The organism is Radicibacter daui, assembly GCA_030657355.1.
In the GTDB taxonomy this organism is placed as follows: Bacteria; Pseudomonadota; Alphaproteobacteria; order Radicibacterales; family Radicibacteraceae; genus Radicibacter; species Radicibacter daui.
Genome location: CP131056.1, coordinates 4197145 through 4221443, shown reverse-complemented (window position 1 = coordinate 4221443; position 24299 = coordinate 4197145). Strand labels below are relative to the sequence as shown.

Here is a 24299-nt window from a genome sequence, read left to right as displayed (position 1 = left end):
ACCGGTGAATTCCGGGCGGATCAGGCGGCCTGAATGTCAGCAAGAAAACCGCCGACGGCCTGCTCCAGGTTCTGCTGCTCGCGCACCATCTCCTCGACCGCGCTGTTGACGGCGGTTGCCGCCTCGCCGGTCTGGCGGCTGGCATCGGCGACCGAGCTGATGGCGGTCGTCACTTCGCTGGCACCCTGGGCGGTCTGCTGGATGCCATTGGAGATTTCGCCAGTCGCCGCACCCTGCTCTTCCACCGCCGCGGCAATGGCCGAGCTGTCCTCGCTGATCTTGGCGATCGAGCGGGAGACGGTCTGGATGGCGCTGAGGGCGGAGTTGGTGCTGGACTGGATCTCCGAGACCTGATCGGAGATTTCCTGCGTGGCGCGGGCAGTGTGGCCGGCAAGGTTCTTGACCTCCTGCGCCACCACGGCAAAGCCCTTGCCGGCCTCACCGGCACGGGCGGCCTCGATGGTGGCATTCAGCGCCAGCAGGTTGGTCTGCTCGGCAATGCCGCGGATGAGCTCCACCACGTCGCCGATCTTCTGGGCGGAGGTAACCAGACCGTCGAAGGTGCGGGTGGTGCGCTCAACCTCGTCCACCGCATTCTTCGCGCCAGTAGCGCTTGTTGCGACGCGACTGCTGATCTCGCCGATAGAGGTGGAAAGCTCCTCCGTTGCCGCGGCAACCGTCTGCACATTGTTGCCGACACGGGCCGCGCTGCGGGTCGCCGCCTCGGCCTGGGTGCTGGAGCCGCTGGCGAGCGAGCCCATCTGCGAAGCGGTGCCCCGCAGGCCTTCCGTGGTGGCGCCGAAAGCGCCGAGCACACTGCGAACCGAGCTTTCGAACTTGCCGCACATCTCCTGCAGGCGTCGGCCCCGCTCGGCTTCACGGGCCTGGCGGTCGGCCGATTCGCGCGACAGGCGCCGGGCTTCAAGAGCACTGACACGCATGCTCTCAAGCGCCTTGTTCAACTGGCCCAGCTCATCGGGGTTGGTCGCCTTGTCGAGCGGCTGGTCGTATTGCTGCTTTGACAGTCGGGCGACGGCCTGCATGAGGCTGGAGATCGGCCGGGAGAAGCGCCGGCGTAGCGCCAGCATCGCGACAAGGCCAAGGCCGAGGGTAACCACCAGGGCGGCGGAGCTGATGAGGGCAATGGTCAGTGCCTTGTTGCGGGCGTGCGCCGCCACATCGATCGCCTTGTCGAGCGCCATGTAGGCCACCGCGACAACACTGTCGAAGGGGCCGTTGCACACAGCGGTGAAGGTGGCAGTATCGGCGGCCGGTTTGCCGCTGTTGTCGAAGCCGGCAACCCACGCATCCATCTGCTTCTGGGCATCGAAAGTGGCCGTGCGGGCGGCCCTGGCGGTGGCGAGCAGTTCGGGATCGACGCCGGGGCGCTGTAAAAACTCGTCCAGATTGACGAAGGCGGCCTTGTATACGGCGACGATACCTGTCCAGGCCGCCGCGGCATCGCCCATCGGCCTGCTGGTGGCGATGAAGGGTCGCAGGGCCGAGCACTGGGCCCCCAGCCGGTCGCGGACCTGCCAGGCCAGGCGGCGGACCTGCACGAACTCGGCGGCCGATGGATTCATCATGCGCAGGGCGTTGCTGAGACCGATGGTGCTTTCGCTGATCTGGGTTGAGACGGCGCGCAGTGCATCCTGCCAGGGCGCAATGGCCGCCGGACGGCGCTCACCGCGGGGCAGGGCCATCTGCTGATCGAGCAGCGTCTGGCTGGCCAGCATTTCATCCCATTTGCCCTTGGTCGCGGCGGCCATCTTCTTGTTCTCGGGCATGGCGTCGGTCTCGGCCATGATCTTGAGAGCCGTCTGATACTCCCCCGTCATCTTCGCCATTTCGGGATCGGTGAAGGCCTTGGGATCGTCATCCGAAATCACATGGGTCAGCATCGGGCCGGAATGGGCGCGCAGATTGACTGCCAGCTCGAACAGCGCACGGTCGGCGTTGGCGGCTTCCAGCGTATCGGAGGCGCGCAGCATGCTGTCCCAGGAGGAGGCTGCGATGAAGCCGACGGCGATGATGAGACCGGCGAGCATGATGCCCTGCAAGGTCGCAAGCAGGCGAAGCACGGAAGAGTGAAACATCGGGGATTTGCGCTTTCTGCCGGAGAGGCGGAGCATCCGACGGCCCGGCTTGTCGGCCAGCAGCTACCGGCGGTGAATATCCAGTTATTTCAATGGGAAGGCCCAATCTTTGGGCGATTGTGCGAGTTAATTGCCGCAACCAAGGTTATAGGTTTCCGGGCTGGGTAATAAAATTTGCAGTAAGTCGCGGAACCCTGTCGGCCAAAGAAAAAGCGCGGCCTGAAGCTCAGGCCGCGCTTTTTTAACTGACGGGAAGGGCGGGTCAGGCCGCCTGGATATCGGCCAGGAAACCGCCGACGGCCTGCTCCAGGTTCTGCTGCTCGCGCACCATCTCCTCGACCGCGCTGTTGACGGCGGTTGCCGCCTCGCCGGTCTGGCGGCTGGCATCGGCGACGGAAGCGATGGCGGTCGTCACTTCGCTGGTGCCCTGGGCGGTCTGCTGGATACCGTTGGAGATTTCGCCGGTCGCCGCACCCTGCTCTTCCACCGCCGCGGCGATGGCCGAGCTGTCCTCACTGATCTTGGTGATCGAGCGGGAGACGGTCTGGATGGCACTGAGGGCCGAGCTGGTGCTGGACTGGATCTCCGAGACCTGATCGGAGATTTCCTGCGTGGCGCGGGCAGTGTGGCCGGCGAGGTTCTTGACCTCCTGCGCCACCACGGCAAAGCCCTTGCCGGCTTCGCCGGCACGGGCGGCCTCGATGGTGGCGTTCAGCGCCAGCAGGTTGGTCTGCTCGGCAATGCCACGGATAAGCTCCACCACATCGCCGATCTTCTGGGCCGAGGCGACAAGGCCGTCGAAGGTGCGGGTGGTGCGCTCAACCTCGTCCACTGCATTCTTCGCGCCGGTGGCGCTGGTGGTAACACGGCGGCTGATCTCGCCAATGGAGGCAGAAAGCTCCTCCGTTGCCGCGGCAACCGTCTGCACGTTGCTGCCGACACGATCTGCGCTGCGCGAGGCGGCATCGGCCTGGGCGCTGGAGCCGCTGGCGAGCGAGCCCATCTGCGAAGCGGTGCCCCGCAGGCCTTCCGTGGTGGCGCCGAAAGCGCCGAGCACACTGCGAACCGAGCTTTCGAACTTGCCGCACATCTCCTGCAGGCGGCGGCCCCGCTCGGCTTCACGGGCCTGGCGGTCGGCCGATTCGCGCGACAGGCGCTGGGCGTCGAGAGCGCTGACACGCATTGCTTCCAGCGCTTCGCTCAGATGGCCGAGTTCGTCCGGATTGGCTGCCTGCTCCAGCGGCGTGTCGTACTGATGCTTGGAGAGGAGGGAGACAGCCTGCATCAGCTTCGAGATCGGGATCGAGAAGCGGCGACGCAGCGATACCAGCATGACGATGCCGAGGGCGATGGCGGCGACGAGGGCAACCGAGCTGCTGATGGCGATGACCAGCGCCTTGTGGCGGGCATTCGCTGCAACTGCGATGGCCTTGTCGAGCGCCATGTAGGCAATGTTGACGATGCTGTCGAAGGGGCTGTTGCAGACGGCGGTGAACTGGGTGGCCTCGACTGCCGGCTTGCCGCTGTTGTCGAAGCCGGCAACCCAGGCATCCATCTGCTTCTGTGCGTCGGCCGTAGCCGTACGGGCGGCCTGGAAGCCTGACGCGATTTCCGGATCGACGCCGTCGCGCTTCAGGAACTCATCCATGCTGGCAAGCGCGGCCTTGTAGACGGCGACCTGACCGTTCCATTCGGCGGCGCCCTCTCCCAGCGGCTTGCTGGCGGCAATGTAGGGACGCAGCGTCGAGCACTGGGCGCCGAAGCGATCACGCACCTGCCAGGCGAGGCGGCGGATCTGCACGAACTCGGCGGCGTAGGGGTCCATCATGCGCAGCGTGTTGCTGAGACCGACGGTGCTGTCGCTGATCTGGCTGGAAATGGCGCGCAGGGCGTTCTGCCACGGGGCAAAGGCGGCCGCGCTGCGCTGGGCCTTGGGCAGGGCCAGCTGGTCGTCGAGCAGCTTCTGCTTGGACTGCATGTCGGCCCATTTGGCCTGGGTTACCTCGACCATTTTTTCCCGCGCGGGCATGGCCTTGGTACCGGCCATGATCTTGAGGGCGGTTTCGTACTCCGTCTTCACCTTCTCCATCTCGGGATCGATGAAGCTATGCGGATCGTCATCCGAAATCGCATGAGTCTGCATCGGGCCGGAATGATTGCGCAGCCCCACGGCCAGCTGGAAAAGGGCCTGGTCTGCCTTGGCGGCGGTCAGCGTGTCGGAGGCGAGCAGCATGCGGTTCCACGAGGAAAGCGCAATGAAGCCGACTGCAACGATAAGGCCGGCGAGCATGACCCCCTGTAACGTTACAAGGAGGCGGAGAACGGAAGAGCGGAACATCTGGATCACTGCTTTCATGATGGAGAGCAAAGGGCATCCAGTGATCCGGGGACTTCCGGTCAGCGGGTGCCAGGCAAGTGCGTGCCGGACATAGTTTATAACAGGAACAAATTGTTATGCATTTATTTACCGTTTGCTATGCAGATCGATTTTAGAGATTTACGCATTTTCTAATAAAATTTGCGGTAAATACTTCGTCGGCTGATAATTACATCTTTTAGCGTATTGGTTGTCGCGACGCTTCCAAGCCCGACGCAAACTGCTATTTTGCCGCCTCATGGCATTCAAACTCAGACAGCTCCAGTACTTCATCGCCGTTGCCGATGCCGGCTCCATTTCCGGGGCGGCGCAGGCGCTTTCCATCTCCCAGTCCACCGTGACCGAGGCCGTAAAGGAACTGGAGGCGGATCTTGGCTTTGCGCTGGTGGAGCGGCATGGCCGGGGCATGAGCCTCAGCCACAAGGGGCGCCTCTTCCTGCGCCACGCCAACCGCATTCTGGAGACCGTGGCGGACGCAAGGCAGGCGCTGGCGGAGGAAGGCCCCTCGCAAAGCGGGGAGCTTCATGTCGGCGTCACCTCGCTGGTCGCGGGGTATGTCTTCTCCGACCTGCTGGCGCGCTATCGCCGCGCCAACCCCCTCGTTACTGTTTCGGCAGTAGAAGACAGCCGGGACTATTTGCAGCACCTGCTCATCAACGGCGAGCTCGATGTTGCCGTGATGGTGGTGCCGGATGGCGAGGTGGACTCGGCGCTTCAGGTCGAGCTGATCGGCGAGGAGGCCTATCAGGTGTGGCTGCCGCACGGCCACCGCCTTGCCCGCCTGCCGGAAGTGGCGCTGGCGGAGGCGGCGCGCGAGCCGCACATCGTGCTCTATCTCGACGAGATCGAGGAGACGACGCGGGCCTTCTGGACCGAACACGGCTTTCGCCCCCGTACGGCCTTTCGCACCCGCTCGGTGGAGGCGGTCCGCAGCCTGGTGGCGACGGGCGCCGGCATTACCATCCTGCCCACCCTCGTCTACCGCCCCTGGTCGCTGGAAGGTGATCGTATCGACGCGCGCCCGGCCTCGGAGCCGCTACCGCGCGTCAAGGTGGGGATCGTGTGGCGCAAGGGGGCGAAGCTCTCCGCTATCGCCCAGGATTTTGTCGAGATCGGCAAGCCGCAGCGGGGCGAGCGCGGAAAGGTATCGGAAAAACCGATATCTTCATTCTGAATTTCCGTCTGGCGAATGATGGCAGAAGCCCTTCATTCTAGGATCAGAAGCGGCCCGCAAGGTTACGGCTTGAAAACAAGCGCCAGGCAATGACCCGGCACGGCTGATCCCCGCGCGTGTCCTTCCTTCATATGGTTCCGACCGGAAATCTCATAACAGGGAGAGATTCATGCGGACGACTACCCGGATCGCGGCAACCGCCGCGCTCGCTGGCCTTGCGCTGGCTCTATCTTCCACTACCGCCGCCCATGCCGCCGGCATGATGACCTCGATCGGACCCGGTGAGGGCGAAGTCGATATCGTGGCCTGGGCCGGCTATATCGAGCGCGGCGAAACCGATGCGGCCTATGACTGGGTCACCGGTTTTGAAAAGGAAACCGGCTGCAAGGTGCAGGTGAAAACCGCCGGCACCTCCGATGAGATGGTCACGCTGATGAACCAGGGCGGTTTCGATCTGGTGACGGCGTCGGGCGATGCTTCATTGCGCATCATCGCCGGCAAGCGTGTCCAGCCGATCAACACGGCTCTCATCCCGTCCTGGTCCACGGTGGACGAGCGCCTCAAGAATGCGCCCTGGCACACGGTGGATGGCGTTCATTACGGCGTGCCCTACCAGTGGGGCTCCAACGTCCTCATGTACAATACCGACATCTTCAAGACCGCGCCCACGAGCTGGGATGTGGTGTTCAAGGCGATGGATTTGCCCGATGGCAAGCCCAACAAGGGACGGGTGCAGGCCTTTGACGGCCCGATCTACATTGCCGACGCCGCGCTCTATCTGATGGCGCATAATCCCGAGCTCGGCATCAAGGACCCCTATGAGCTGAACGAGCAGCAATATGCTGCCGCGCTCGACCTGCTGCGCGGCCAGCACGACATTCTCCAGCGCTACTGGCACGACGCCATGGTGCAGGTGGATGACTTCACCAATGAAGGCGTCGTGGCCTCTTCCTCCTGGCCGTTCCAGGTCAACCTGCTGAAGAGCGAAAGCAAGCCGGTTGCCAGCACCATCCCCTCCGAAGGGGCAACGGGCTGGGCCGATACCACGATGATGCATGTGAGCGCGCCGCATCCGAATTGCGCCTATCTGTGGATGGAGCATTCGCTTGAGCCCAAGCTGCAGGGTGACCTTGCCGCCTGGTTCGGCTCCGTGCCGGCGGTGCCGGCGGCCTGCAAGGGCAACGAACTGCTGGGCGACGAGGGCTGCGCCACCAATGGTGCCGGCGATTTCGACCGCATCCATTTCTGGCGCACACCGGTTGCCTCCTGCGCAAGCCAGGGCACCTGCGTCGGATATAGCCGCTGGGTGAGCGATTACATCGCCATCCTCGGCGGGCGCTGACGCCAGCGCCCCAAAGGATGAGGGCCGGCTGTCCCTTCCCGGCAGCCGGCCCTCATCCCTCTCTTTGCCTTACATGACAAAGTAACAGGAACAAGCATGACCGAACCGGCCGTCAGCTTTGCGGGCGTGTCACGCCATTTCGGAACCATCCGTGCTGTCGATGGCGTCGATCTGGAAATCGCACCGGGCGAGTTTTTCGCCATGCTGGGCCCGTCGGGTTCGGGCAAGACCACCTGTCTGCGTCTTATCGCCGGTTTCGACCAGCCGACCGACGGGTCGATCCGCATCTTTGGCGAGGCGGTGGAGGGCGTGCCGCCCTATCGGCGGGCGGTGAACACCGTCTTTCAGGACTATGCGCTTTTTCCGCACATGAGCGTCGCCGACAATGTGGCCTACGGCCTTATGGTGCGGGGCGTTGGCAAACGCGCCCGGCGGGAGAAGGCCGAGGAGATGCTCTCCCTCGTCAAGCTTTCCGGATTCGGCGACCGCAAGCCGGCGCAGCTTTCCGGCGGCCAGCGCCAGCGCGTTGCCCTTGCCCGTGCGCTGATCAACGCGCCGAAGGTGGTGCTGCTGGATGAACCGCTGGGTGCGCTCGATCTCAAGCTGCGCGAGGAAATGCAGGTCGAGCTGCGCACGCTGCACCGGCAGCTGGGCCTGACCTTCGTCTTTGTGACGCATGACCAGGGCGAGGCGCTTTCCATGGCCGACCGCGTCGCCGTCTTCAATGACGGGCGCATCGTGCAGGTGGGAACGCCGACGGAAATCTACGAGCAGCCGCGCACGCGCTTCGTTGCCGATTTTGTCGGCTCTTCCAACGTGATCGAGGCTGCCCTGCTCTCCACCCTCGGCGTAAGCGCCAGGGGCGCGGCAAGCCTCCGGCCCGAGCGCATCAGGATCTGTGCGTCGGTGGTCGAGGTACCGGAAGGCTGGCTCAGCCTCAGCGCTACCGTGGCGGATGTGCTCTATCAAGGTGCCGTGCGCCGGGTGGTTACCCAGCTTGCCGGTGGCGGGCGTATTGCCGTGAGCGATGCGGCGCACGGCGCTGTCAGCGTTGCTCCCGGCGCGCAGGCGATCCTTGCCTTTGAGCCGGCGGCGCTGCACTGGCTGGAGCAGGCCTGATGGCAAGGCCGCTCTCCTCCCTCACTGCCGATCTGCCGCCTTTGCCGGACGGGCCGCTGCGGCGTCTGTCGGACTTTGTGCTGCGGCGGCGCTGGCTGGTGCTGGCGGTGCTGCTGGCGCCGCCGATGTTCTGGCTCGGTGCCGTCTATCTGGGCGCATTGGCAACGCTTCTGGCGCAGTCCTTCTTCTCGCTCGACGAGTTCTCCGGCCTCGTCGTCCACGAGTTCACGCTCTCCACCTATGCCCAGCTGTTGAGGCCGGCCAATCTCGATGTGGTCGTGCGCACCGTGGTCATGGCGGCGAGCGTAACGGTGGCAAGTGCCGTCATCGCCTTTCCCATCGCCTATTACGCTGCGCGGTATGCCCACGGGCGCATGAAGGCGGCCTTCTATCTGCTGGTGATGCTGCCGCTATGGTCCAGCTATCTGGTGCGCGTCTATGCATGGAAGCTGATCCTCGCCAAGGAAGGCGTCATCACCTGGGCGGCCGAGGCCACGCATACCACTGGCCTTATCAATTGGCTGCTCTCGATCCCTGGCATCGGCGGGCCGTCGCTGTCGGTCAGCTATATCGGCACCTTCATCGTCTTCGTCTATCTCTGGGTGCCCTACATGATCCTGCCGGTGCAGGCGGCGCTGGAGCGGGTGCCGGCCTCGCTGCTGGAAGCTTCCGCCGATCTCGGCGCTGCACCGGGGCGCACGCTGCGTTCCGTCATCCTGCCGCTCGCCATGCCGGGCGTGGCCGCCGGGTCGATCTTCACTTTCTCGCTGACGCTGGGCGACTATATCGCGCCGCAGATCGTGGGGCCTTCCACGCTCTTTATCGGGCAGGTCGTCTATATCCAGCAGGGTACGGCCGGCAACATTCCGCTGGCAGCCGCCTTCTCGGTGGTGCCCATCGTCATCATGGCGGTCTATCTCGCCATCGTCCGCCGCATGGGGGCCTTCGATGCGCACTGACAAGGCCGGCTGGCCGCTCAAGCTTGCCGCAGGGGCAGGCATCGCCTTCCTGCATCTGCCGCTGCTCTTCATCCTCGCCTATGCCTTCTCTACGGAGGAGAAGAGCTACCAGTGGCCGCTGCCGGGCCTCACGACCAAATGGTTCGGTGTTGCCTGGGGGCGTCAGGATATCTGGGATGCGCTGACGCTCTCCGTCGAGATCGCCGCCATTTCCACTGCCATTGCGCTGGTGCTCGGCACGCTGGCGGCGGGCGGCCTTGCGCGGGCGAAATTCTTCGGGCGGGAGACGCTGTCGCTGCTCATCATCCTGCCCATTGCCTTGCCTGGCATCGTCACCGGCATCAGTCTGCGCACGGCCTTTGGCGCTGCCGACATTCCGTTTTCGGTGCTGACCATCGTGCTCGGCCACGCCACCTTCTGCATCGTGGTGGTCTACAACAATGCCGTGGCACGCCTGCGCCGCACCTCGCCCTCACTCATCGAGGCGTCGATGGATCTGGGCGCCGATGCGTTCCAGACCTTCCGCTATGTGCTGCTGCCTACGCTCGGCACCGCGCTTCTGGCCGGCGGCATGCTGGCCTTCGCCCTTTCCTTTGACGAGGTGATCGTCACCACCTTCACCGCCGGTCAGCAGGAAACCCTGCCGATCTGGATGCTGACGGAACTGATCCGCCCGCGTCAGCGGCCGGTCACCAATGTGGTGGCGGTGTTCGTCATCTTGGTGACGCTGCTGCCCATCCTCGCCGCCTATTACCTGACCCGCGATACGGCCGAAACGGCCGGCAGCGGCAAATGACCCGACAGACGCGATAAGAACAGGGAGCCCTTCCATCATGAGCAAAGCAGCCGTAAGCGACATCAGCATGCTGATCGGTGGCGCCTTTGAAACCGGCAGCGAAGAGGCGGAGACCCTCTACGCCCCGCGCACCGGCGCCGTGATCATGGATATGCCGGAGGCTTCCGCCGCGCAGATCGACAAGGCCGTGGCCGCCGCCGGCAAGGCCTTTCTTACCTGGTCGCGCACCACGCCGGTGGAGCGCTCGGGTTATCTGCTGCGCCTCGCCCAGGCCATCGAGGATGCGGCCGAGGATTTTGCCCGGCTGGAAGCGCTCAATTGCGGCAAGCCCTATCCGGCGGTGCTGCGCGATGAGATCCCGGCGGTAGTGGATGTGTTCCGCTTCTTTGCCGGCGCCGTGCGCACGCTGCCGGGGCAGGCGGCGGGCGAATATCTGCCGGGCCATACCTCGATGATCCGGCGCGATCCCATCGGTGTCGTCGCTTCTATCGCACCGTGGAACTATCCGCTGATGATGGCGGCCTGGAAGGTGGCGCCGGCGATTGCAGCGGGCAACTGCGTGGTGCTGAAACCGTCCGAACAGACGCCGCTGACCACGCTGAAACTCGCCAAAGTCGCGGCCGATATCCTGCCGGAAGGTGTGTTCAACGTCATCGTCGGGCGCGGCGGCAGTGTCGGTAACACGCTCATCAACCATCGCGGTGTCTCCATGGTGTCGCTGACGGGCGATGTGGCGACGGGCAAGAAAGTGCTGGCTGCAGCGGCCCAGTCGGTCAAGCGCACACATCTGGAACTGGGCGGCAAGGCGCCGGTCATCGTGTTTGATGACGCCGATCTTGATGCCGTGGTCGAGGGGGTGCGCACCTTCGGTTATTACAATGCCGGGCAGGACTGCACGGCGGCCTGCCGGCTTTATGTCGGCGACAAGCTCTATGAAAAGCTGGTGGCTGATCTTTCTTCCGCCGTCTCCGGCATTGCCTATGGCCGCGAGGATGACGCGGAAAACGAGATGGGTCCGCTCATCTCCCGCCGCCAGCGCGACCGGGTGGCGAGCTTTGTCGAACGGGCAAGCGAGCTGAACCATATCGAGATCACCACCGGCGGCGGTGTCGCCGACGGCAATGGCTTTTTCTACAAGCCGACCGTGGTGGCGGGCGCGCTGCAGAGCGATGAGATCGTGCGGCGTGAGGTGTTTGGCCCTGTTGTCTCCGTCACCCGCTTTTCTGACACCGAAGAGGCCATCTCCTGGGCCAATGACAGCGACTACGGCCTTGCCTCATCGGTGTGGACGCAGGATGTCTCCCGCGCCATGGCGGTGGCGGCGCGGCTTCAGTATGGCTGCACCTGGGTTAACACCCACTTCATGCTGGCCAATGAGATGCCGCATGGCGGCTTCAAGCAGTCCGGTTACGGCAAGGACCTCAGCCAGTACGCGCTGGAGGACTACACCGTGGTGCGCCATGTGATGGTCAAGTTCGCCTGAGGCATCAGCGACGGGGGAGGCCGAAGGCGGGAGCCCGGGCGATAATTATCGCCCGGGCTTTCCTTTTTCAGGGTTTTGTTCCGGCGGAGCGGATCACATCCCAGCGCGCCAGTTCATGGGCGATGGAGCGGTCGATGAGCAGGCGCCAGACCGGTTCGGCAATTTGGTCAGAGAGCCCCGCAATAGTGCCATGCGCCTTGACCTTGGCCACGACATCCTCGATGCGCGCGGCGTCATAAACCTGGTCCCGGCTGGGCTTGATGCGGGCTGCCGCATCCATATAGCGCTGGCGTACCGCCAGCAGCTCAACCAGCTGGCGGTCGAGAGCATCGACGCCGCGCCGCACCTCGGCCATGGTGGTGCAGTCTTCGGGCGGCAGGGCTGTTTCGCTCATCGGCTTGGGTCCGGCATTGACGGTTTCTGGTGCCCTTCCTGCACGAGCCTTATGGCTCCTGCAAGGCTGCGAGGGGATTTGCCACGCGCCGTTTTTGCCGGCTGGACGAGGGCGGCGCGGCCATCCTAAGCTGCGGGTGATTTGTATAGACTTAATAAGGTGGGCGGAGAGGGAAATGGCGGAGCTGCATCAGATCGTCGCCGGGCTGGGCGCGGATATCACCGTTCTGGGGCCGGACGATCTGGCGTCTCGCGATCCGGGCTGGGACGGTGCCAATCTCGGCGCCTCTGCCCTTGCCATGCCGGCAAGCACCGAAGCGGCCGCCCGCCTAGTGCGCTGGTGCGCGGAAAACAATGTGCAGATGGTCTCGCAGGGCGGGCGTACCGGCCTTACCGGCGCTGGACGGTCAGCTAAAGGGCAGGTCATCCTCTCCACTGCCAAACTGGCGGCCATCCATGAGATCGATCCGCTGGAACGGGTGGCCGTGGTCGGGGCGGGCGTGACATTGCAAGCCCTGCAGGAAGCGTGCGCGCCCCATGGGCTGGAGCCCGGTATCGACCTTGCCGCCCGCGGCTCCGCCACCATCGGCGGCATGCTCTCCACCAATGCCGGCGGCATTCTGGCCTTTCGCAACGGCGTGATGCGGCACCGGCTGCTGGGTATCGAGGTGGTGCTTCCCGATGGCAGCGTGATGACGGACCTGACGCGGGTGGTGAAGACCAGCGCGGGTTATGACCTCAAGCATCTCTTCGTCGGGGCGGAAGGTACGCTGGGTTTTATCACCCGCGCCGTGCTCAAGCTGGATGCGCTTATTGCCGGTCGGGCTTCCGCCATGGTCGGTGTCAAGGATGCCGCATCCGCGCTCCGGATCATCCGCCACTTCCTCGGCCTCAGCGGGGTGCAGCTCTGCGGGGCGGAGCTGATGTGGCAGGATTTTGCGCGTTTCAACGCGACGGCGCATGGCGTTGCCGCCGGGCAGATGCCGCTCGATGCTCCGGCCGTGCTGCTGCTGGAGCTGGCTTCCGGCGATGGTGACAGTGCGCGGGAAATGCTGGAGGAGGGGCTGGGTGCCCTTTGGGGCGAGGCCGGCATCCTCGATGCTGTCGTGGCGCAGTCGCTCGACCAGCGCGACCGGCTGTGGCATCTGCGCGAGGATACCGAGACCATCTATCGGCATTATCCGGGGGCGGCGTCCTATGACGTCTCCGTGCCGGCATCGCTCTGCGATGCCTATGTGGCGCGCATCCGGGAGGGTTTTGCCGCCATCGATCCGGCGCTGAAGCCTTATGTCTTCGGCCATATCGCCGACGGCAATCTGCACATCATCTTCAACCGGCCGGGTACGCTGGATGATGAGTTGTCAGCCAGAGTGGATGAGGTGCTCTACACCGGCCTTGCCGGGCAGGGCGGCAGCTTCTCTGCCGAACATGGCGTGGGCATCAAAAAGCGCCGGGCCTACGAGCTTTATGCCGACCCGGTAAAACGGGCCGTCGCACGCTCGATCAAGCAGACGCTCGATCCGAAAAACCTGTTCAATCCTGGCAAGGTGGTAGCGCTTTAAGGGGGGGCTGGATGGCATCTTGGTCAGATGTGGCACCGAACTCCTTTACGGCAAATGTAATGAAGCTGCGCAAACGCGGCGTCATACGCTGGTCGCGGTAATACAGCAGTGACATGGGCCGTTCCCTTAGTTTCCAATCCGGAAAAAGCTGAATCAGGCGGCCGGCATTCACGTCCCTTGCAAGCAGGCTCTCGGGTTGCATGACAACACCAAGGCCAGCACAAGCGGCATTACGCAGTGCTGGACCGCTGTTGACGCTGATTTTGTAGCGTGGCCTTACCGTTACGGTTTCCCCGCCTTTTGATAGTCGCCAAGGCGAAAGCTTCGAGGCTGTAAAGCCCACCATATCAAGCTTTGCCAGATCGGCGGGGTGTGCGGGCACCGCTGCTCGTGCGAGATATTCAGGGGACGCGCAGATCATCATTCTGTAAGGCATTAGTCGGCGCGCGATCAGTCGATTGTCGGGCAAGACGCCAATCCGAAATGCAAGATCGAAGCCCTCCTCCACCAGATCGACAGTCCGGTCAGTGAGGACGAGATCCAGAGTAACGTTAGGGGCGGTATCACTATACCGTCCCACAACCGGAATCAGGGATTCTGTTCCAAAGCTGACCGGTGCAGTAATCCTCAACAATCCGCGCGGTACGCTTTGCTGTATTTCGGCTTCCTTCTGAGAGGCGGTCACGCGTTCAAGAATGTCCCGACATTGCTCGAAATAACTTGAGCCGAAATCGGTGAGGCTTTGCCGACGTGTCGTCCGGTTGAGAAGTCGTGTCCCGAGTTGTGCCTCCAGTGCGGCGACGTGCTGCCCTACCATCGCAGCGGACATGCCAAGCTGCCCGGCTGCAGCGCTCATCGAGCCTGCCTGTACCGCTGCCACAAAGGCGTGCATGGAGCGAAAGAGATCCATTCAAAAGCCCTGCTTTCATATTATGAAAGAGTTTTCATTATTATGATGATTTTAGTGGGGAATTATAACATTGCGCACACACATCTGAAGGGACAGGGCATGGCGCAGTTACGATTTTCGCAGAAGACTATTCTTGTCACCGGCGCTGGGACGGGTATGGGGCGCGAAGTGTCTCTTCGTCTGGCGCGGGAGGGGGCAAAGCTCGTTCTGGTTGGTCGCCGTCGGGAGCCGTTGGAGAAGCTGGCGGAAGATGTTACGGCGCTCGGCAGCGCTGCCTTGGTTCAGGGCTGTGACATTGCAGATTCCAATGCTGTTCGTGCGATGGCGACTGAGGCTGTTGCATGGAGTGGGCGTCTGGATGGGCTCTTTGCGAACGCTGGCGTGCTGGGCACCTTCAATGCACTCGCCGAGACTGATGAGAGCGATCTTGATGCGTTGATCGCGACCAATCTGCGCGGCACCTTCCTAACGCTAAGATACTGTCTGCCGGCACTTGAAGGAGGCGCCATCGTTATCAACGCCTCATGGACGGCGAGTGGTGGCGTAATGCCCGGTGTAGGCGCTTACGCGAGCACGAAGGGCGCTTTGCTGGCCATGATGCGGACGCTTGCTGTTGAGCAGGGGCCGCGAGGCGTCCGGGTCAACGCCCTCAACCCGGGCATCATCCTCACGCCCATGGCAGATGCCTTGCCGCCGGATGTGGCGGCTAAATTGGCAGCACATACGGCATTGAAGCGCAACGGGAGGCCCGAAGATGTTTCTGGAACGGTCGCCTGGCTGCTTTCGGAAGATGCCGCTTTTGTAACAGGGCAGGAAATTACAGTGGATGGCGGCTTTACCCTGGGTGGTCTGCGGTTGTGATTTCCAACTTTTGACAGCCTAGTTGGAAGATGGCACAAACCGGGCGACAAGATCATAAAGGTCGCCTGGGAAGCGGGTGACGACGCGGGTGATGGTCTCTCCGCCGCGCCAGGTCTGGCGGGTAACGACGAGGCAGGCCGTGCCGCTGTCGATGTCGAGATCGCCGGCAAGGGCGGCATCGGCGTTGATGGCGCTGATACGGTGCTCCGCCTCGTTCCACGGCACGTGATGCAGAAGCCATGTGCCGGGCGGCTCGACAGCAAAATCGATGGTCTCGGCTTCGGGCACCTGGGTCAGGTTGATGTGCCGGTCCTCGATGGCGAAGGGGCGGCCATTGGCGAAGTGACGGCAGGTGAGCGTCAGCAGCGCCGTGCCGGGCGCAATGCCCAGCAACGTTGCTTCCGCAGGCCCGGCCGGATGGCTCAGGCGCTGTGTCAGCTCGAAGCGGTAATCCTGCCCGCGTTGCTGGATCTCGGCCTGGATGTCATGGATTTCGAGTACTGCGGACTGTACGCGCGGGCGGCTGACAAAGCTGCCGGCCCGGCGGCGTCGCTCGATGAGCCCGGCTTCGGCAAGGGCCGACAGGGCCTTGTTCACCGTCATGCGCGCGCAGCCATATTCGGCCATCAGTTCATGCTCGAAGGGGATGCGGTATCCGGGCGGCCAGGTGCCGGAGAGGATGCGCGCCTCGATATCGGCGCGGATGCGCTGGTGCAGCGGCAGCGAGAGGCGGTCACGGCCCGATGCGGTGCCCTCGGCGGCAGCGCCCTGTGACATCGTCATGCCTCTCCTTTCCGGCCGCAAGACGCCCACTGGACAGGCGGCCCGTTCTGAATTTATGTATAGACAAATAAACGGCGACTGCCAAGCGGCAATGCTGCGGTGCCAAAGTGTTCCGTGCCTGCCGCCGCCCTGCAAGTCCACCTGTCTTTCGAGGAGAGCCCGATGTCCGCCAGTGCCCCGTCCCTGATTACCCTGACCCCCGGTTCAGTCCCGCTGGCCCAGTGGCGGGCAATCTATGAGGGTGCGGGCGCGAAGCTGGATGCGGCGGCCCTGCCGGCCATCGAGCGCAGCGCGGCCACCGTGGCGGCCATCGTCGCCAAGGGCGAGCCGGTCTATGGTATCAATACCGGCTTCGGCAAGCTGGCGAGCGTGCGCATCCCGGCCGTCGATCTGGAAAGGCTCCAGCGCAATATCGTGCTCTCCCACGCTGCCGGCACCGGTGAGCCGATGCCGGAAAACATCGTGCGGCTGATGATTGCCCTGAAGCTGGCGAGCCTCGGCCAGGGCGCTTCGGGCGTAAAGCCTTCCACCATCGCCATGCTGGAAGCGGTGCTCGCCAAAGGGCTGACGCCGGTGGTCCCGGCGCAGGGCTCCGTCGGCGCCTCGGGCGATCTCGCCCCGCTCTCGCACATGACGGCGGCGCTGCTGGGGGTTGGCGACATTTTCATCGGCGGCGCGCGCAAGCCGGCTGCAGAGGCGCTCAAGGAAGCGGGGCTCTCCCCGCTGGTGCTGGGTCCGAAGGAGGGCCTTGCCCTTCTCAACGGTACGCAGTTCTCGACCGCCTATGCGCTGGCCGGCCTGTTTGAAGCCGAGCGGCTGATGCAGTCCGCCCTCGTGGCCGGTGCACTTTCCACCGACGCCGCCCGCGGTTCCGACGCGCCGTTTGACCCGCGCATTCATGAGCTGCGCCGCCACCGCGGCCAGCGCGAGACGGCGGCCTCGCTGCGCGAGTTGATGGTCGGCAGCGCCATCCGCGCCTCGCATCTGGTGGGAGACGAACGGGTGCAGGACCCCTATTGCCTGCGCTGCCAGCCGCAGGTGATGGGCGCCGCGCTCGACGTGCTGCGCCATGCGGCAAGCCTGCTGGAGACGGAAGCCAATGGCGTCTCCGACAATCCGCTGATCTTCTCGGCCGAGGGTGAAGCCCTTTCCGGCGGTAACTTCCACGCCGAGCCGGTGGCTTTTGCTGCTGACATGATTGCCATGGCGGTATGCGAGATCGGCTCCCTTTCCGAGCGGCGTATTGCCATGCTGGTGGATCCGGCGCTTTCCGGCCTGCCGGCCTTCCTAACCCCCAAGCCCGGCCTCAACAGCGGCTTCATGATCCCGCAGGTGACGGCAGCGGCGCTGGTGTCGGAAAACAAGGGCCGTGCCTTCCCGGCCAGTGTCGATTCGATCCCGACTTCGGCCAACCAGGAAGATCATGTGTCGATGGCCGCCCACGGTGCGCGCCGCCTGCTGACCATGACCGCCAATGCCACGGCGGTGATCGGCATCGAGATGCTGGCCGCGGCGCAGGGCTGCGATTTCCACTCCGGCCTTGCCTCGAGCCCGGCGCTGGAGCGGGTACGTGCCACGCTGCGCAAGGCGGTGCCGCATCTGGATGACGACCGCCATTTCCACCCGGATATGGAAGCCGCCATCGCGCTGGTACGTTCGGGTGCGTTCGTCGAGGCGGCCGGCGCCGGAATGCTGCCGGCGATCAGCGCCTAAAGTTCGATTTCCACAGGGCCGGCGGGGCGGGAGCAGCACACCAGCAGTGTGCCCGCTTCCGGCGGCTCCAGCGGTTCTTCGAAGTAGCGCACCTCGCCTTTGACAAGGCGGGTAAGGCACATGCCGCATACGCCCGCCCGGCAGCTGAAATTGGCGTTGATGCCAACCTGCTCGGCAAGGTCGAGCAGGGAGTGCGTGCCCTCCTGCCAGAGGGCGGTTTTGCCTGACCGGGTAAAGCGCACCTGGCAGCTTTCCGGCTCGGTTTCCGGGGCGCTGGCAAGGGCGGCATCCACCGGAGCGGGGGCCTTTTCTTCCGCCTCTTCCAGCAAGGTGGTCGGGCCGAAGAATTCGGTATGGATGCGCGCGCGCTCGATGCCGAGGCCGCGCAGGGCGGCGTGCACAGCCTTCATGAAGGCGGGTGGGCCGCAGAGATAGACCTCGTAATCATCGAGCGGCAGCAAGGACTGCAGCAGGGCGCGATCGACGGTGCCGGTGCTGTCGCAGCGTCCGGCTTCCAGATCCTCCGGTGCCGGCGAGCGATAGCGGATATGGCAGGAAAGGCCGGATCGGCTGGCGGCAAGGCGGCGAACTTCCCCGCCAAAGGCATGCACGCTGCCGGTTTCGGCCGCATGGATGAACCATGCCTTGCGTGCCGTGGCTTCCGGTTCGCTGGCAAGGGCGTGGAACATGGCCAGAAGCGGCGTGGCGCCGACACCGCCGGCAATCAGCACTACCGGGCGTCGGTTATCACTTTGGAGGATGAAGTCGCCGCGTGGTCCCGTTGCCTCAAGAGTGCTGCCAATGGTCACGCGCTCATGCAGCCAGGAGGAGCCGCAGCCGGGCGGCAGGTGCGGCGCATCGGAGGGCGGGCCTTCGTGCTTTACGGCAATGCGCAGGCTGTCTGAACCCTGCGGGCAGCACAGGCTGTAATTGCGCATAACAAATTCGCCATTTTGGCCGGCGGGCAGGCGCAGTACCAGAAACTGGCCGGGCGCGAAGGCGGGCAGGGACCCGCCTTCTGCCGGAACCAGCTCGAAGGAGCGGATGGTGCTGCTTTCCTCATGGATGGCGCTGACCCGGTAGCGCCGGAACGGCAGGCTGTTCACTCGGCAGCGGCCTTCTGGCCGGCTTCGGTCTCGATCATCTGCTGTACGCGGCGGCGGAAGCGCAGCGGGCCGGCATCAATGGCAAGGTCGATATTGGGGCTGCGCTTGTCATTCATGCCCTTCTGTACGGCATTCAGCACCAGCCGGTCTTCCTCGAACGCGGCCTTCACGGCCACGGCAAAGGCGGCGGAGACGGCCTCGTCGCCGGGGGCGAAGTTGCGCATCTGGAACCAGAAATAGCGCGTCACGCCCTCGCTCACCGGGGTCATGAAATTATAGCTGTCCATCAGGAAGGTATCGGGGTGCAGAACGCCCTCCGGCCCGCCGGTACCCGCAGGGGTAAAGATGGCCTTGATGATGGCATGGCTGGGGAAGCGCACTTCATAATGCTGCTGGCGGTCCGTCAGCCCCTTGAACTTCACGAACGGAGCATAGAAGGGGGCAACCTCGTCGCCCAGCATCCAGCGGGAGACCACGACACCGTCGTCATTGACCCTGGTTGACAGCGCCGTCTGCTCGCAGCCCGCGCTCGCGAAGGAAGACTGGTGAACCCAGGCGACGTGGGAGGGATCGAGCAGATTGTCGGTCACGAAGAAATAGCTGCACTCGACCGTCATGCTGTCGGGCTTCGTGGTGCCCCAGTCGGGATTGTCCCACTGCTCGACCTTGAAGATGAGGTCGGGGTTGGCAAGCTCCGGCGCGCCCATCCAGATCCACAGCAGGCCATAACGGTCCTCCACGGGATAGCTGCGAACCTTTGCGCCCGGCGGAATGCGGTCGCTGCCCGGGGCGCGGGTGCAGCTGCCCGAGCAGTTGAAGGTGAGGCCATGATAGCCGCATTCGACCTCGTTGCCCTTCAGGCGGCCCATGGAGAGCGGCAGTTTGCGATGGGGACAGGCATCCTCCAGCGCCACGGCCTTGCCGTCCTCGCGGCGGTAAAGCACCACCGCCTCGTCCAGAATGGTCGTCGCTTTCAGCGAACGGTCTATGTCGCCGGAGATGGCGGCGACGTACCAGACATTTTTCAGGAACATGGATCAGGCTCTCCGGCGGGCGGGCAATGGGTAGCGGCAGCGTCCTTATGATTATTGGCAAAAACTGTGCGCGTTTGGCGCGGATCCCGATAGGGGATGTGCGTTGAATTCTGATTTAGATAATCTAAAACGTTGATAACGATTAAGCAGGCCGCTGATGGTTTTGCGATACCGGCGATAGCGATAGCGGAAACCTTTCAGGAAATGGCGCAGCTTCCCCCTCTCCGGGCCGTTCAGGTGTTCGCGGCGGTCGGCCAGACCGGCAGTATTACTGGCGCCGCGCGCGAACTTGGTATTTCCGCGGGCGCGGTATCTCAGCAGATCAAGCTGCTGGAAGGGGCGCTGGGTGTTCGCCTGCTGGAGCGGCGCGGCAAGGGCGTGGTGCTGACGCTCTGGGGAGCCGCCTATCATGACGGGGTGGTGGCCGCGCTCCATCGCCTGACCAAGGCCGGGGAGGAACTGGAGCGGCTGCGTTCGGAGGCGGGCCTCACCATCTCCACCCTTTCGTCACTGGCGACCAAATGGCTGGGGCCGGCGCTCTTCGACTGGCGCCAGCAGCAGGGGGAAATCGCCATCCATCTTATCGGTAGCGAAGCCGAGCCCAGGCTTGGTAGCGACCCGGTGGATTTTCGCGTCTCCTACGGGCACCGCATCCGCCAGTATCAGCATGCGGCGGTTCTTTTTACCGATCAGGTCGTGCCTGTTTGTGCCCCCGGCCTGCTTGCCGGACGCACTCTCGCCGCCCCGCGCGAGATACTGGAGTATCCGCTGATCGGCATCGACTGGATGGGAGAGTTCCTGCCGCCGCCGGGCTGGGCGCAATGGTTTGCGGCGCTGGGGCTGCCGGTGGGGCGGGTGGCGCCCGGCATGTCGTTTTCACTCTCCAGCGTCGCCATCGATGCCGCAGTGGCAGGCCGCGGCTTCGTGCTGGGCCAGCTTTCCATGGTGGCGGAAGATCTGGCCGCCGGGCGGCTCATGGTGCCGTTCGATCACCGGCTGCCGGTGCCGGAGCCTTATTTTCTTGCCTGGGACATGGCCGCGCTCGACCGTCCGCTGGGGCGGGCACTGCATAGCTGGCTGCTGGCTCTCGGCCGCCAGCAGGGGCTGACGGCCGCCATGCCGATAACAGAGCTTGCCGCGCCTAGATGAGCGTGGCGGCGCCGCGGTCCAGATAGGTATCGAGGAACTGGTCGATGCGCGGATGGCGGGGTTTGCCGAACACTTCCGTCGGCGAGCCCTCCAGCAGCACCTTGCCCTGATCGAGAAACACGATCTTGCTGCCGACGGAGGCGGCAAAACCGATCTCGTGCGAGACGACAAGCATGGTCATGCCGTCATCTGCCAACTGGCGCATGACGTTCAGCACCTCGCCGGTCAGCTCCGGGTCGAGGGAGGAGGTGGGTTCGTCAAACAGCATGATGCGCGGATCGAGCGCCAGCGCCCGGGCGATGGCGACGCGCTGCTGCTGCCCGCCAGAAAGCTGCGCCGGATAATGCCCGGCACGATGGCCAAGGCCGACACGCTCCAGCTCGCGGGTGGCGCGGGCCTCGGCATCGCTGCGGCTCATCCCGCGCACCGTCACCAGCGCCTCGGCCACGTTGCCAAGGGCCGTCATGTGCGGCCAGAGATTGAACTGCTGGAACACCATGCCGATGCGAGAGCGCACGGCGCGCACCTCGGCCTGCGGCAGGCGGATGCGGTTGCCGCCGGGGCCCATGGCAAAACCAAGCGCCTCGCCCTCGATGGAAATCAGGCCGTTGGTCGCTTCTTCCAGAAAGGCGATGCAGCGCAGAAGCGTGCTCTTGCCCGAACCGGAAGGGCCGATGAGGCAGGTAACCTCGCCGCTGGCGAACTCCAGATCGATGCCGTGCAGCACCTCTGTCTCGCCGTAGCTCTTGGTGAGGCCCGAAATACGGATGGCAGGGACGGTGCTGTTCATCAGTTGGCGAACCTGTATCTGGAAAGCTTGGCCTCGGCCCAGCGCCCGGCACGGCCGGTCACCTCGACAAGGAACCAGTAGAAGAGGGCGAGCAGGGTCAGCGCCTCGACAAAGGCATAGTACTGCGAGCCGATGACGCTGGTGACCATGGTGAGCTCAGGCACCGTGATGGTGGAGAGTACGGCCGTTTCCTTGATGAGGATGACGGCGATGTTGACGCTGGGCGGCAGCACCAGCAGCGCCATTTCCGGCAGCAGGATACGGCGCACCGTCTGCCAGCGGGTCAGGCCCACACATTCCGCCGCCTCGATATGGCCAACAGGCACGGCTTCGAAGCCGGCGCGGAAGACCTCGCTGAAATAGGCGGCGCCATAGATGACGAGGCCGATGAGACCGGTCGGCGTTTCCGTCAGCGAGATGCCGATGAAGGGGCCGCCATAATAGAGCAGGAAGATCTGCACCAGAAACGGCGTGCCGCGCATGATGGCGACATAGACGCCAAGCACGCTGGCGATGAGCCGGCCGCCATAACGTCGGGCGACGGCGACAAGAAAGCCGAGCACGATGCCGCCGGCGGTGCTGACCGCCCACAGCCAGCAGGTGGTCCAGAAACCGGCAAGGATGTCGGGGAGATTCTGCCAGATGATGCTGAGGTCGAAACTCATGGGTGCCGTTACCTCCGTGCCCATTTCTGGCGGCGCTCGTAAAGCGCGCCGATACCGGCGACGATGGCGCAGATGATGAAGTAGAGAAGACCCGCCGAGGCGAAGATGGGAATCGGCCGGTAGGTGCTGGAGGCCAGATCCTGCGCCATGCGCGTCAGCTCGACGATGCCGACCACGGAGACCAGCGAGGACGCCTTCAACAGCAGCACCGCTTCATTGATGATGGCGGGCAGCGTCAGGCGCAGGGCGATGGGTGCGCGGATACGGCGGAAGGTCTGGAAATGGCTGAAGCCGCACATGTCGGCTGCTTCCAGCAGGCCACGCGGTACAGCGCCGAAGCCAGCGCGCAGATTTTCCGCCTGATAGGCTGCCGTGCAGAGCGAGAGGCCGACAATGGCCGCCGTGGTGCTGGAGACATTGATGCCAAGCGCCGGCATCAGGTGATAGATCAGCAGCAGCTGGACCAGCAGCGGTACGCCGCGAAAGAAGCTGACAAACAGTTCGGCGGCCCGGTTGAGCCCGCGCGTACCTGACAGCAGGCCGGCGCAGATGACAAAACCGAGGGCAAGGCCGATCAGGATGGAGACGCCGCTGATCACCAGCGTCAGACCCGACGCCTTGACCAGAAGCATGAAGAGTTTCCAGCTCATCTCCGGCTTTTCATATCCTGGGGGCGGTCCACCTTATCCTTCTCCGGGAAGGCAAGGCGGCGCGGGGAGTTGGGCGGGAAGAACCCGGAAGCGGCAGGGCTGCCGCCTCCGGGCCATTTTGTTTTTTCTGCTCAGCGTTGCCCGAACGGGCAGCTGATGATCAGAAGGACGGGTCGGTCACCTTGTCCGGGGTGTTGAAGGTGTCACCGAACCACTTCTTCTGCAGGGTGGCCATGCGACCATCGGCCTTCATCTTGAGAAGGGCGGCGTCGATGGCATCCATCAGGCTGGTGCTGTCCGCGTCGGGGCGGCCGATGAAGCCGAAGTAGGAGGGTTTGCCGAACGGCGGCTTGATAACCTCGAACATGTCGCTGCGCTGGCTGGCGACATAGGCGATGTTGGGCAGCGAGTTGGCGACGGCGACGATACGGCCGGCGGCCATGTCGGCATAACCGTCGTTGAAGCTCACATACTCACGCACGGTCGGCGCGGTCGGCAGCGTCTTGGCATAGTCCTGCAGCTGGGCGAGCTGGGCGGTGGCCTTGCCTGAGCCGACGGCCTTGCCGGCGATATCTTCCGGCTTGGTCAGGCCGGCGTCCTTGCGGGCCAGCAGGGCCACGGTCGCTTCGGCAATCGGCGAGGTGAAGCGATAACGCTCCATACGTGCCTTGGTGATGGTGGCCGGGCCGGCAACCATGTCGAACTTGCCGGATTCAAGGCCGGGCAGCACGCCGTCCCACGGCAGGGTGACCCACTCGATCTTGACGCCCAGTTCCTTGCCGATCTCGGCGAAGAGATCGACATTGAGGCCGACATGCTCGCCGGCATCGATAAAGTCGAACGGCGCGAAGGCCGTTTCCGTGCCGACAGAAAGCACGCCCGCGGCCTTGACCTTGGCTAGCACATCATCGGCATGAGCGCTGAAGGCCGTCGCCATCGCGAGGGCAGCGCCAACCATGCCACCGAGAATCCTGATAGAACGCATTGCCGTCTCCCAAGTTAGCATCCGGTGCCGGCCTGTTCCCTTGCCCTGGCGGACCCGATGCGTAACGGGTGCGGCGGAGGTGGGTGCCGGCGGGTTAGACCCAAGAAACCTCTGTTCTGTCAGCGGCAGGTTGACCCTGCCGCCTTTTTGCTTCCGGCGGGCAGTTTGCCCGATCCCGGTGTTTTGAGGCCCGCCAGATTGCGCTCCTAACATTTTATGTCAGCCGGAGCGCAAAGCCGATTTGCCTATACATAATGCTCGCTGGCTTTACCCCGGCCTGTCAATGCCGGTTTTGCGGTGCGGCAGAGCGGCCCGTCTGGCGGCCAGGGCGCGATCTTAGCAAGAAGCGTGC

General features: G+C 64.1%; 21 protein-coding genes. 10 read left to right on the top strand and 11 right to left on the bottom strand.

What is annotated here, in order from left to right; all coding sequences use genetic code 11:
• Positions 1-20 precede the first annotated feature (20 nt).
• Together QTL98_RS19705 and QTL98_RS19700 are read right to left on the bottom strand one after the other, a co-directional pair.
• The gene (locus QTL98_RS19705; RefSeq protein ID WP_445680160.1) at positions 21-2096 is read right to left on the bottom strand and encodes a methyl-accepting chemotaxis protein; all 2076 of its coding nucleotides are present in this window, start codon (positions 2094-2096) and stop codon (positions 21-23) included.
• Positions 2097-2358: 262 nt separating this feature from the next.
• On the bottom strand, positions 2359-4386 hold the full coding sequence (locus QTL98_RS19700) for a methyl-accepting chemotaxis protein (RefSeq protein WP_445680159.1): 2028 nt from the start codon (positions 4384-4386) through the stop codon (positions 2359-2361).
• Positions 4387-4711: 325 nt separating this feature from the next.
• On the opposite strand from QTL98_RS19700, the gene QTL98_RS19695 reads away from it, so the two are divergent.
• From QTL98_RS19695 to QTL98_RS19670, 6 genes are all read left to right on the top strand, one after another.
• A complete protein-coding gene (locus tag QTL98_RS19695; RefSeq protein ID WP_445680158.1) occupies positions 4712-5647 on the top strand; it encodes a LysR family transcriptional regulator in 936 nt (311 codons plus the stop codon).
• A 169-nt stretch (positions 5648-5816) separates the two neighbouring features.
• On the top strand, positions 5817-6989 hold the full coding sequence (locus tag QTL98_RS19690) for an ABC transporter substrate-binding protein (protein WP_445680157.1): 1173 nt from the start codon (positions 5817-5819) through the stop codon (positions 6987-6989).
• A 96-nt stretch (positions 6990-7085) separates the two neighbouring features.
• Positions 7086-8108, top strand: a complete 1023-nt coding sequence (locus tag QTL98_RS19685) for an ABC transporter ATP-binding protein (protein WP_445680156.1) — start codon at positions 7086-7088, stop codon at positions 8106-8108.
• Positions 8105-9067: an ABC transporter permease gene (locus QTL98_RS19680; RefSeq protein ID WP_510637597.1), complete on the top strand. Its 963-nt coding sequence runs from the start codon at positions 8105-8107 to the stop codon at positions 9065-9067. The genes QTL98_RS19685 and QTL98_RS19680 overlap by 4 nt, the downstream gene beginning before the upstream one ends.
• Entirely contained in the window at positions 9057-9863 is an 807-nt protein-coding gene (locus QTL98_RS19675; protein ID WP_445680154.1) for an ABC transporter permease, read from the top strand. The genes QTL98_RS19680 and QTL98_RS19675 overlap by 11 nt, the downstream gene beginning before the upstream one ends.
• A gap of 37 nt (positions 9864-9900) precedes the next feature.
• Positions 9901-11346, top strand: a complete 1446-nt coding sequence (locus tag QTL98_RS19670) for a gamma-aminobutyraldehyde dehydrogenase (RefSeq protein WP_445680153.1) — start codon at positions 9901-9903, stop codon at positions 11344-11346.
• 67 nt (positions 11347-11413) lie between these two features.
• Here QTL98_RS19670 and QTL98_RS19665 read toward each other — a convergent pair whose 3' ends face one another.
• Entirely contained in the window at positions 11414-11740 is a 327-nt protein-coding gene (locus tag QTL98_RS19665) for a chorismate mutase (RefSeq protein ID WP_445680152.1), read from the bottom strand.
• 175 nt (positions 11741-11915) lie between these two features.
• Here QTL98_RS19665 and QTL98_RS19660 point away from each other — a divergent pair, with 175 nt between their 5' ends.
• Positions 11916-13301 (top strand): FAD-binding oxidoreductase, encoded by a 1386-nt coding sequence (locus QTL98_RS19660; protein WP_445680151.1) that lies wholly within the window; start codon positions 11916-11918, stop codon positions 13299-13301.
• Here QTL98_RS19660 and QTL98_RS19655 read toward each other — a convergent pair.
• Positions 13273-14211 (bottom strand): LysR family transcriptional regulator, encoded by a 939-nt coding sequence (locus QTL98_RS19655; RefSeq protein ID WP_445680150.1) that lies wholly within the window; start codon positions 14209-14211, stop codon positions 13273-13275. The genes QTL98_RS19660 and QTL98_RS19655 overlap by 29 nt on opposite strands.
• A gap of 99 nt (positions 14212-14310) precedes the next feature.
• On the opposite strand from QTL98_RS19655, the gene QTL98_RS19650 reads away from it, so the two are divergent.
• Positions 14311-15072 carry an SDR family NAD(P)-dependent oxidoreductase gene (locus tag QTL98_RS19650; RefSeq protein ID WP_510637596.1) on the top strand — a complete coding sequence of 254 codons (762 nt, stop codon included), beginning with the start codon at positions 14311-14313 and terminating at the stop codon, positions 15070-15072.
• A gap of 18 nt (positions 15073-15090) precedes the next feature.
• Here the strand turns inward: QTL98_RS19650 and hutC are convergent, their stop codons facing one another.
• A complete protein-coding gene (hutC, locus tag QTL98_RS19645) occupies positions 15091-15849 on the bottom strand; it encodes a histidine utilization transcriptional repressor HutC (RefSeq protein WP_445682194.1) in 759 nt (252 codons plus the stop codon).
• A 168-nt stretch (positions 15850-16017) separates the two neighbouring features.
• On the opposite strand from hutC, the gene hutH reads away from it, so the two are divergent.
• Entirely contained in the window at positions 16018-17568 is a 1551-nt protein-coding gene (gene hutH / locus QTL98_RS19640; protein ID WP_445680148.1) for a histidine ammonia-lyase, read from the top strand.
• On the opposite strand, the gene QTL98_RS19635 is transcribed toward hutH, so the two are convergent.
• Positions 17565-18674 (bottom strand): 2Fe-2S iron-sulfur cluster-binding protein, encoded by a 1110-nt coding sequence (locus tag QTL98_RS19635; protein ID WP_445680147.1) that lies wholly within the window; start codon positions 18672-18674, stop codon positions 17565-17567. The two genes, hutH and QTL98_RS19635, sit on opposite strands and share 4 nt — an antisense overlap.
• Positions 18671-19708, bottom strand: coding sequence for an aromatic ring-hydroxylating dioxygenase subunit alpha (locus QTL98_RS19630; protein ID WP_445680146.1), 1038 nt, complete (start codon positions 19706-19708; stop codon positions 18671-18673). Before QTL98_RS19630 ends, QTL98_RS19635 begins: the two co-directional genes overlap by 4 nt.
• 204 nt (positions 19709-19912) lie before the next feature.
• Here QTL98_RS19630 and QTL98_RS19625 point away from each other — a divergent pair, with 204 nt between their 5' ends.
• Positions 19913-20857, top strand: coding sequence for a LysR substrate-binding domain-containing protein (locus QTL98_RS19625; protein ID WP_445680145.1), 945 nt, complete (start codon positions 19913-19915; stop codon positions 20855-20857).
• Here QTL98_RS19625 and QTL98_RS19620 read toward each other — a convergent pair.
• The 4 genes from QTL98_RS19620 to QTL98_RS19605 all read right to left on the bottom strand — a co-directional run bounded on the left by QTL98_RS19620 (position 20850) and on the right by QTL98_RS19605 (position 23947).
• Positions 20850-21647: an amino acid ABC transporter ATP-binding protein gene (locus QTL98_RS19620; protein ID WP_445680144.1), complete on the bottom strand. Its 798-nt coding sequence runs from the start codon at positions 21645-21647 to the stop codon at positions 20850-20852. The two genes, QTL98_RS19625 and QTL98_RS19620, sit on opposite strands and share 8 nt — an antisense overlap.
• Positions 21647-22312, bottom strand: a complete 666-nt coding sequence (locus tag QTL98_RS19615; protein WP_445680143.1) for an amino acid ABC transporter permease — start codon at positions 22310-22312, stop codon at positions 21647-21649. Before QTL98_RS19615 ends, QTL98_RS19620 begins: the two co-directional genes overlap by 1 nt.
• A gap of 8 nt (positions 22313-22320) precedes the next feature.
• Entirely contained in the window at positions 22321-22962 is a 642-nt protein-coding gene (locus QTL98_RS19610; protein ID WP_445680142.1) for an amino acid ABC transporter permease, read from the bottom strand.
• A gap of 160 nt (positions 22963-23122) precedes the next feature.
• Positions 23123-23947 (bottom strand): transporter substrate-binding domain-containing protein, encoded by an 825-nt coding sequence (locus QTL98_RS19605; RefSeq protein WP_445680141.1) that lies wholly within the window; start codon positions 23945-23947, stop codon positions 23123-23125.
• Between the last annotated feature and the right edge of the window lie 352 nt (positions 23948-24299).

Excerpts from the sequence above, each read along its gene's own strand:
- QTL98_RS19705 (WP_445680160.1), bottom strand. The coding sequence starts at position 2,096 with ATGTTTCACTCTTCCGTGCTTCGCCTGCTTGCGACCTTGCAGGGCATC.
- QTL98_RS19700 (WP_445680159.1), bottom strand. The coding sequence starts at position 4,386 with ATGCTCGCCGGCCTTATCGTTGCAGTCGGCTTCATTGCGCTTTCCTCG.
- QTL98_RS19695 (WP_445680158.1), top strand. The coding sequence starts at position 4,712 with ATGGCATTCAAACTCAGACAGCTCCAGTACTTCATCGCCGTTGCCGAT.
- QTL98_RS19690 (WP_445680157.1), top strand. The coding sequence starts at position 5,817 with ATGCGGACGACTACCCGGATCGCGGCAACCGCCGCGCTCGCTGGCCTT.
- QTL98_RS19685 (WP_445680156.1), top strand. The coding sequence starts at position 7,086 with ATGACCGAACCGGCCGTCAGCTTTGCGGGCGTGTCACGCCATTTCGGA.
- QTL98_RS19675 (WP_445680154.1), top strand. The coding sequence starts at position 9,057 with ATGCGCACTGACAAGGCCGGCTGGCCGCTCAAGCTTGCCGCAGGGGCA.
- QTL98_RS19670 (WP_445680153.1), top strand. The coding sequence starts at position 9,901 with ATGAGCAAAGCAGCCGTAAGCGACATCAGCATGCTGATCGGTGGCGCC.
- QTL98_RS19665 (WP_445680152.1), bottom strand. The coding sequence starts at position 11,740 with ATGAGCGAAACAGCCCTGCCGCCCGAAGACTGCACCACCATGGCCGAG.
- QTL98_RS19660 (WP_445680151.1), top strand. The coding sequence starts at position 11,916 with ATGGCGGAGCTGCATCAGATCGTCGCCGGGCTGGGCGCGGATATCACC.
- QTL98_RS19655 (WP_445680150.1), bottom strand. The coding sequence starts at position 14,211 with ATGGATCTCTTTCGCTCCATGCACGCCTTTGTGGCAGCGGTACAGGCA.
- QTL98_RS19650 (WP_510637596.1), top strand. The coding sequence starts at position 14,311 with ATGGCGCAGTTACGATTTTCGCAGAAGACTATTCTTGTCACCGGCGCT.
- hutC (WP_445682194.1), bottom strand. The coding sequence starts at position 15,849 with ATGTCACAGGGCGCTGCCGCCGAGGGCACCGCATCGGGCCGTGACCGC.
- hutH (WP_445680148.1), top strand. The coding sequence starts at position 16,018 with ATGTCCGCCAGTGCCCCGTCCCTGATTACCCTGACCCCCGGTTCAGTC.
- QTL98_RS19630 (WP_445680146.1), bottom strand. The coding sequence starts at position 19,708 with ATGTTCCTGAAAAATGTCTGGTACGTCGCCGCCATCTCCGGCGACATA.
- QTL98_RS19625 (WP_445680145.1), top strand. The coding sequence starts at position 19,913 with ATGGCGCAGCTTCCCCCTCTCCGGGCCGTTCAGGTGTTCGCGGCGGTC.
- QTL98_RS19620 (WP_445680144.1), bottom strand. The coding sequence starts at position 21,647 with ATGAACAGCACCGTCCCTGCCATCCGTATTTCGGGCCTCACCAAGAGC.
- QTL98_RS19615 (WP_445680143.1), bottom strand. The coding sequence starts at position 22,312 with ATGAGTTTCGACCTCAGCATCATCTGGCAGAATCTCCCCGACATCCTT.
- QTL98_RS19610 (WP_445680142.1), bottom strand. The coding sequence starts at position 22,962 with ATGAGCTGGAAACTCTTCATGCTTCTGGTCAAGGCGTCGGGTCTGACG.
- QTL98_RS19605 (WP_445680141.1), bottom strand. The coding sequence starts at position 23,947 with ATGCGTTCTATCAGGATTCTCGGTGGCATGGTTGGCGCTGCCCTCGCG.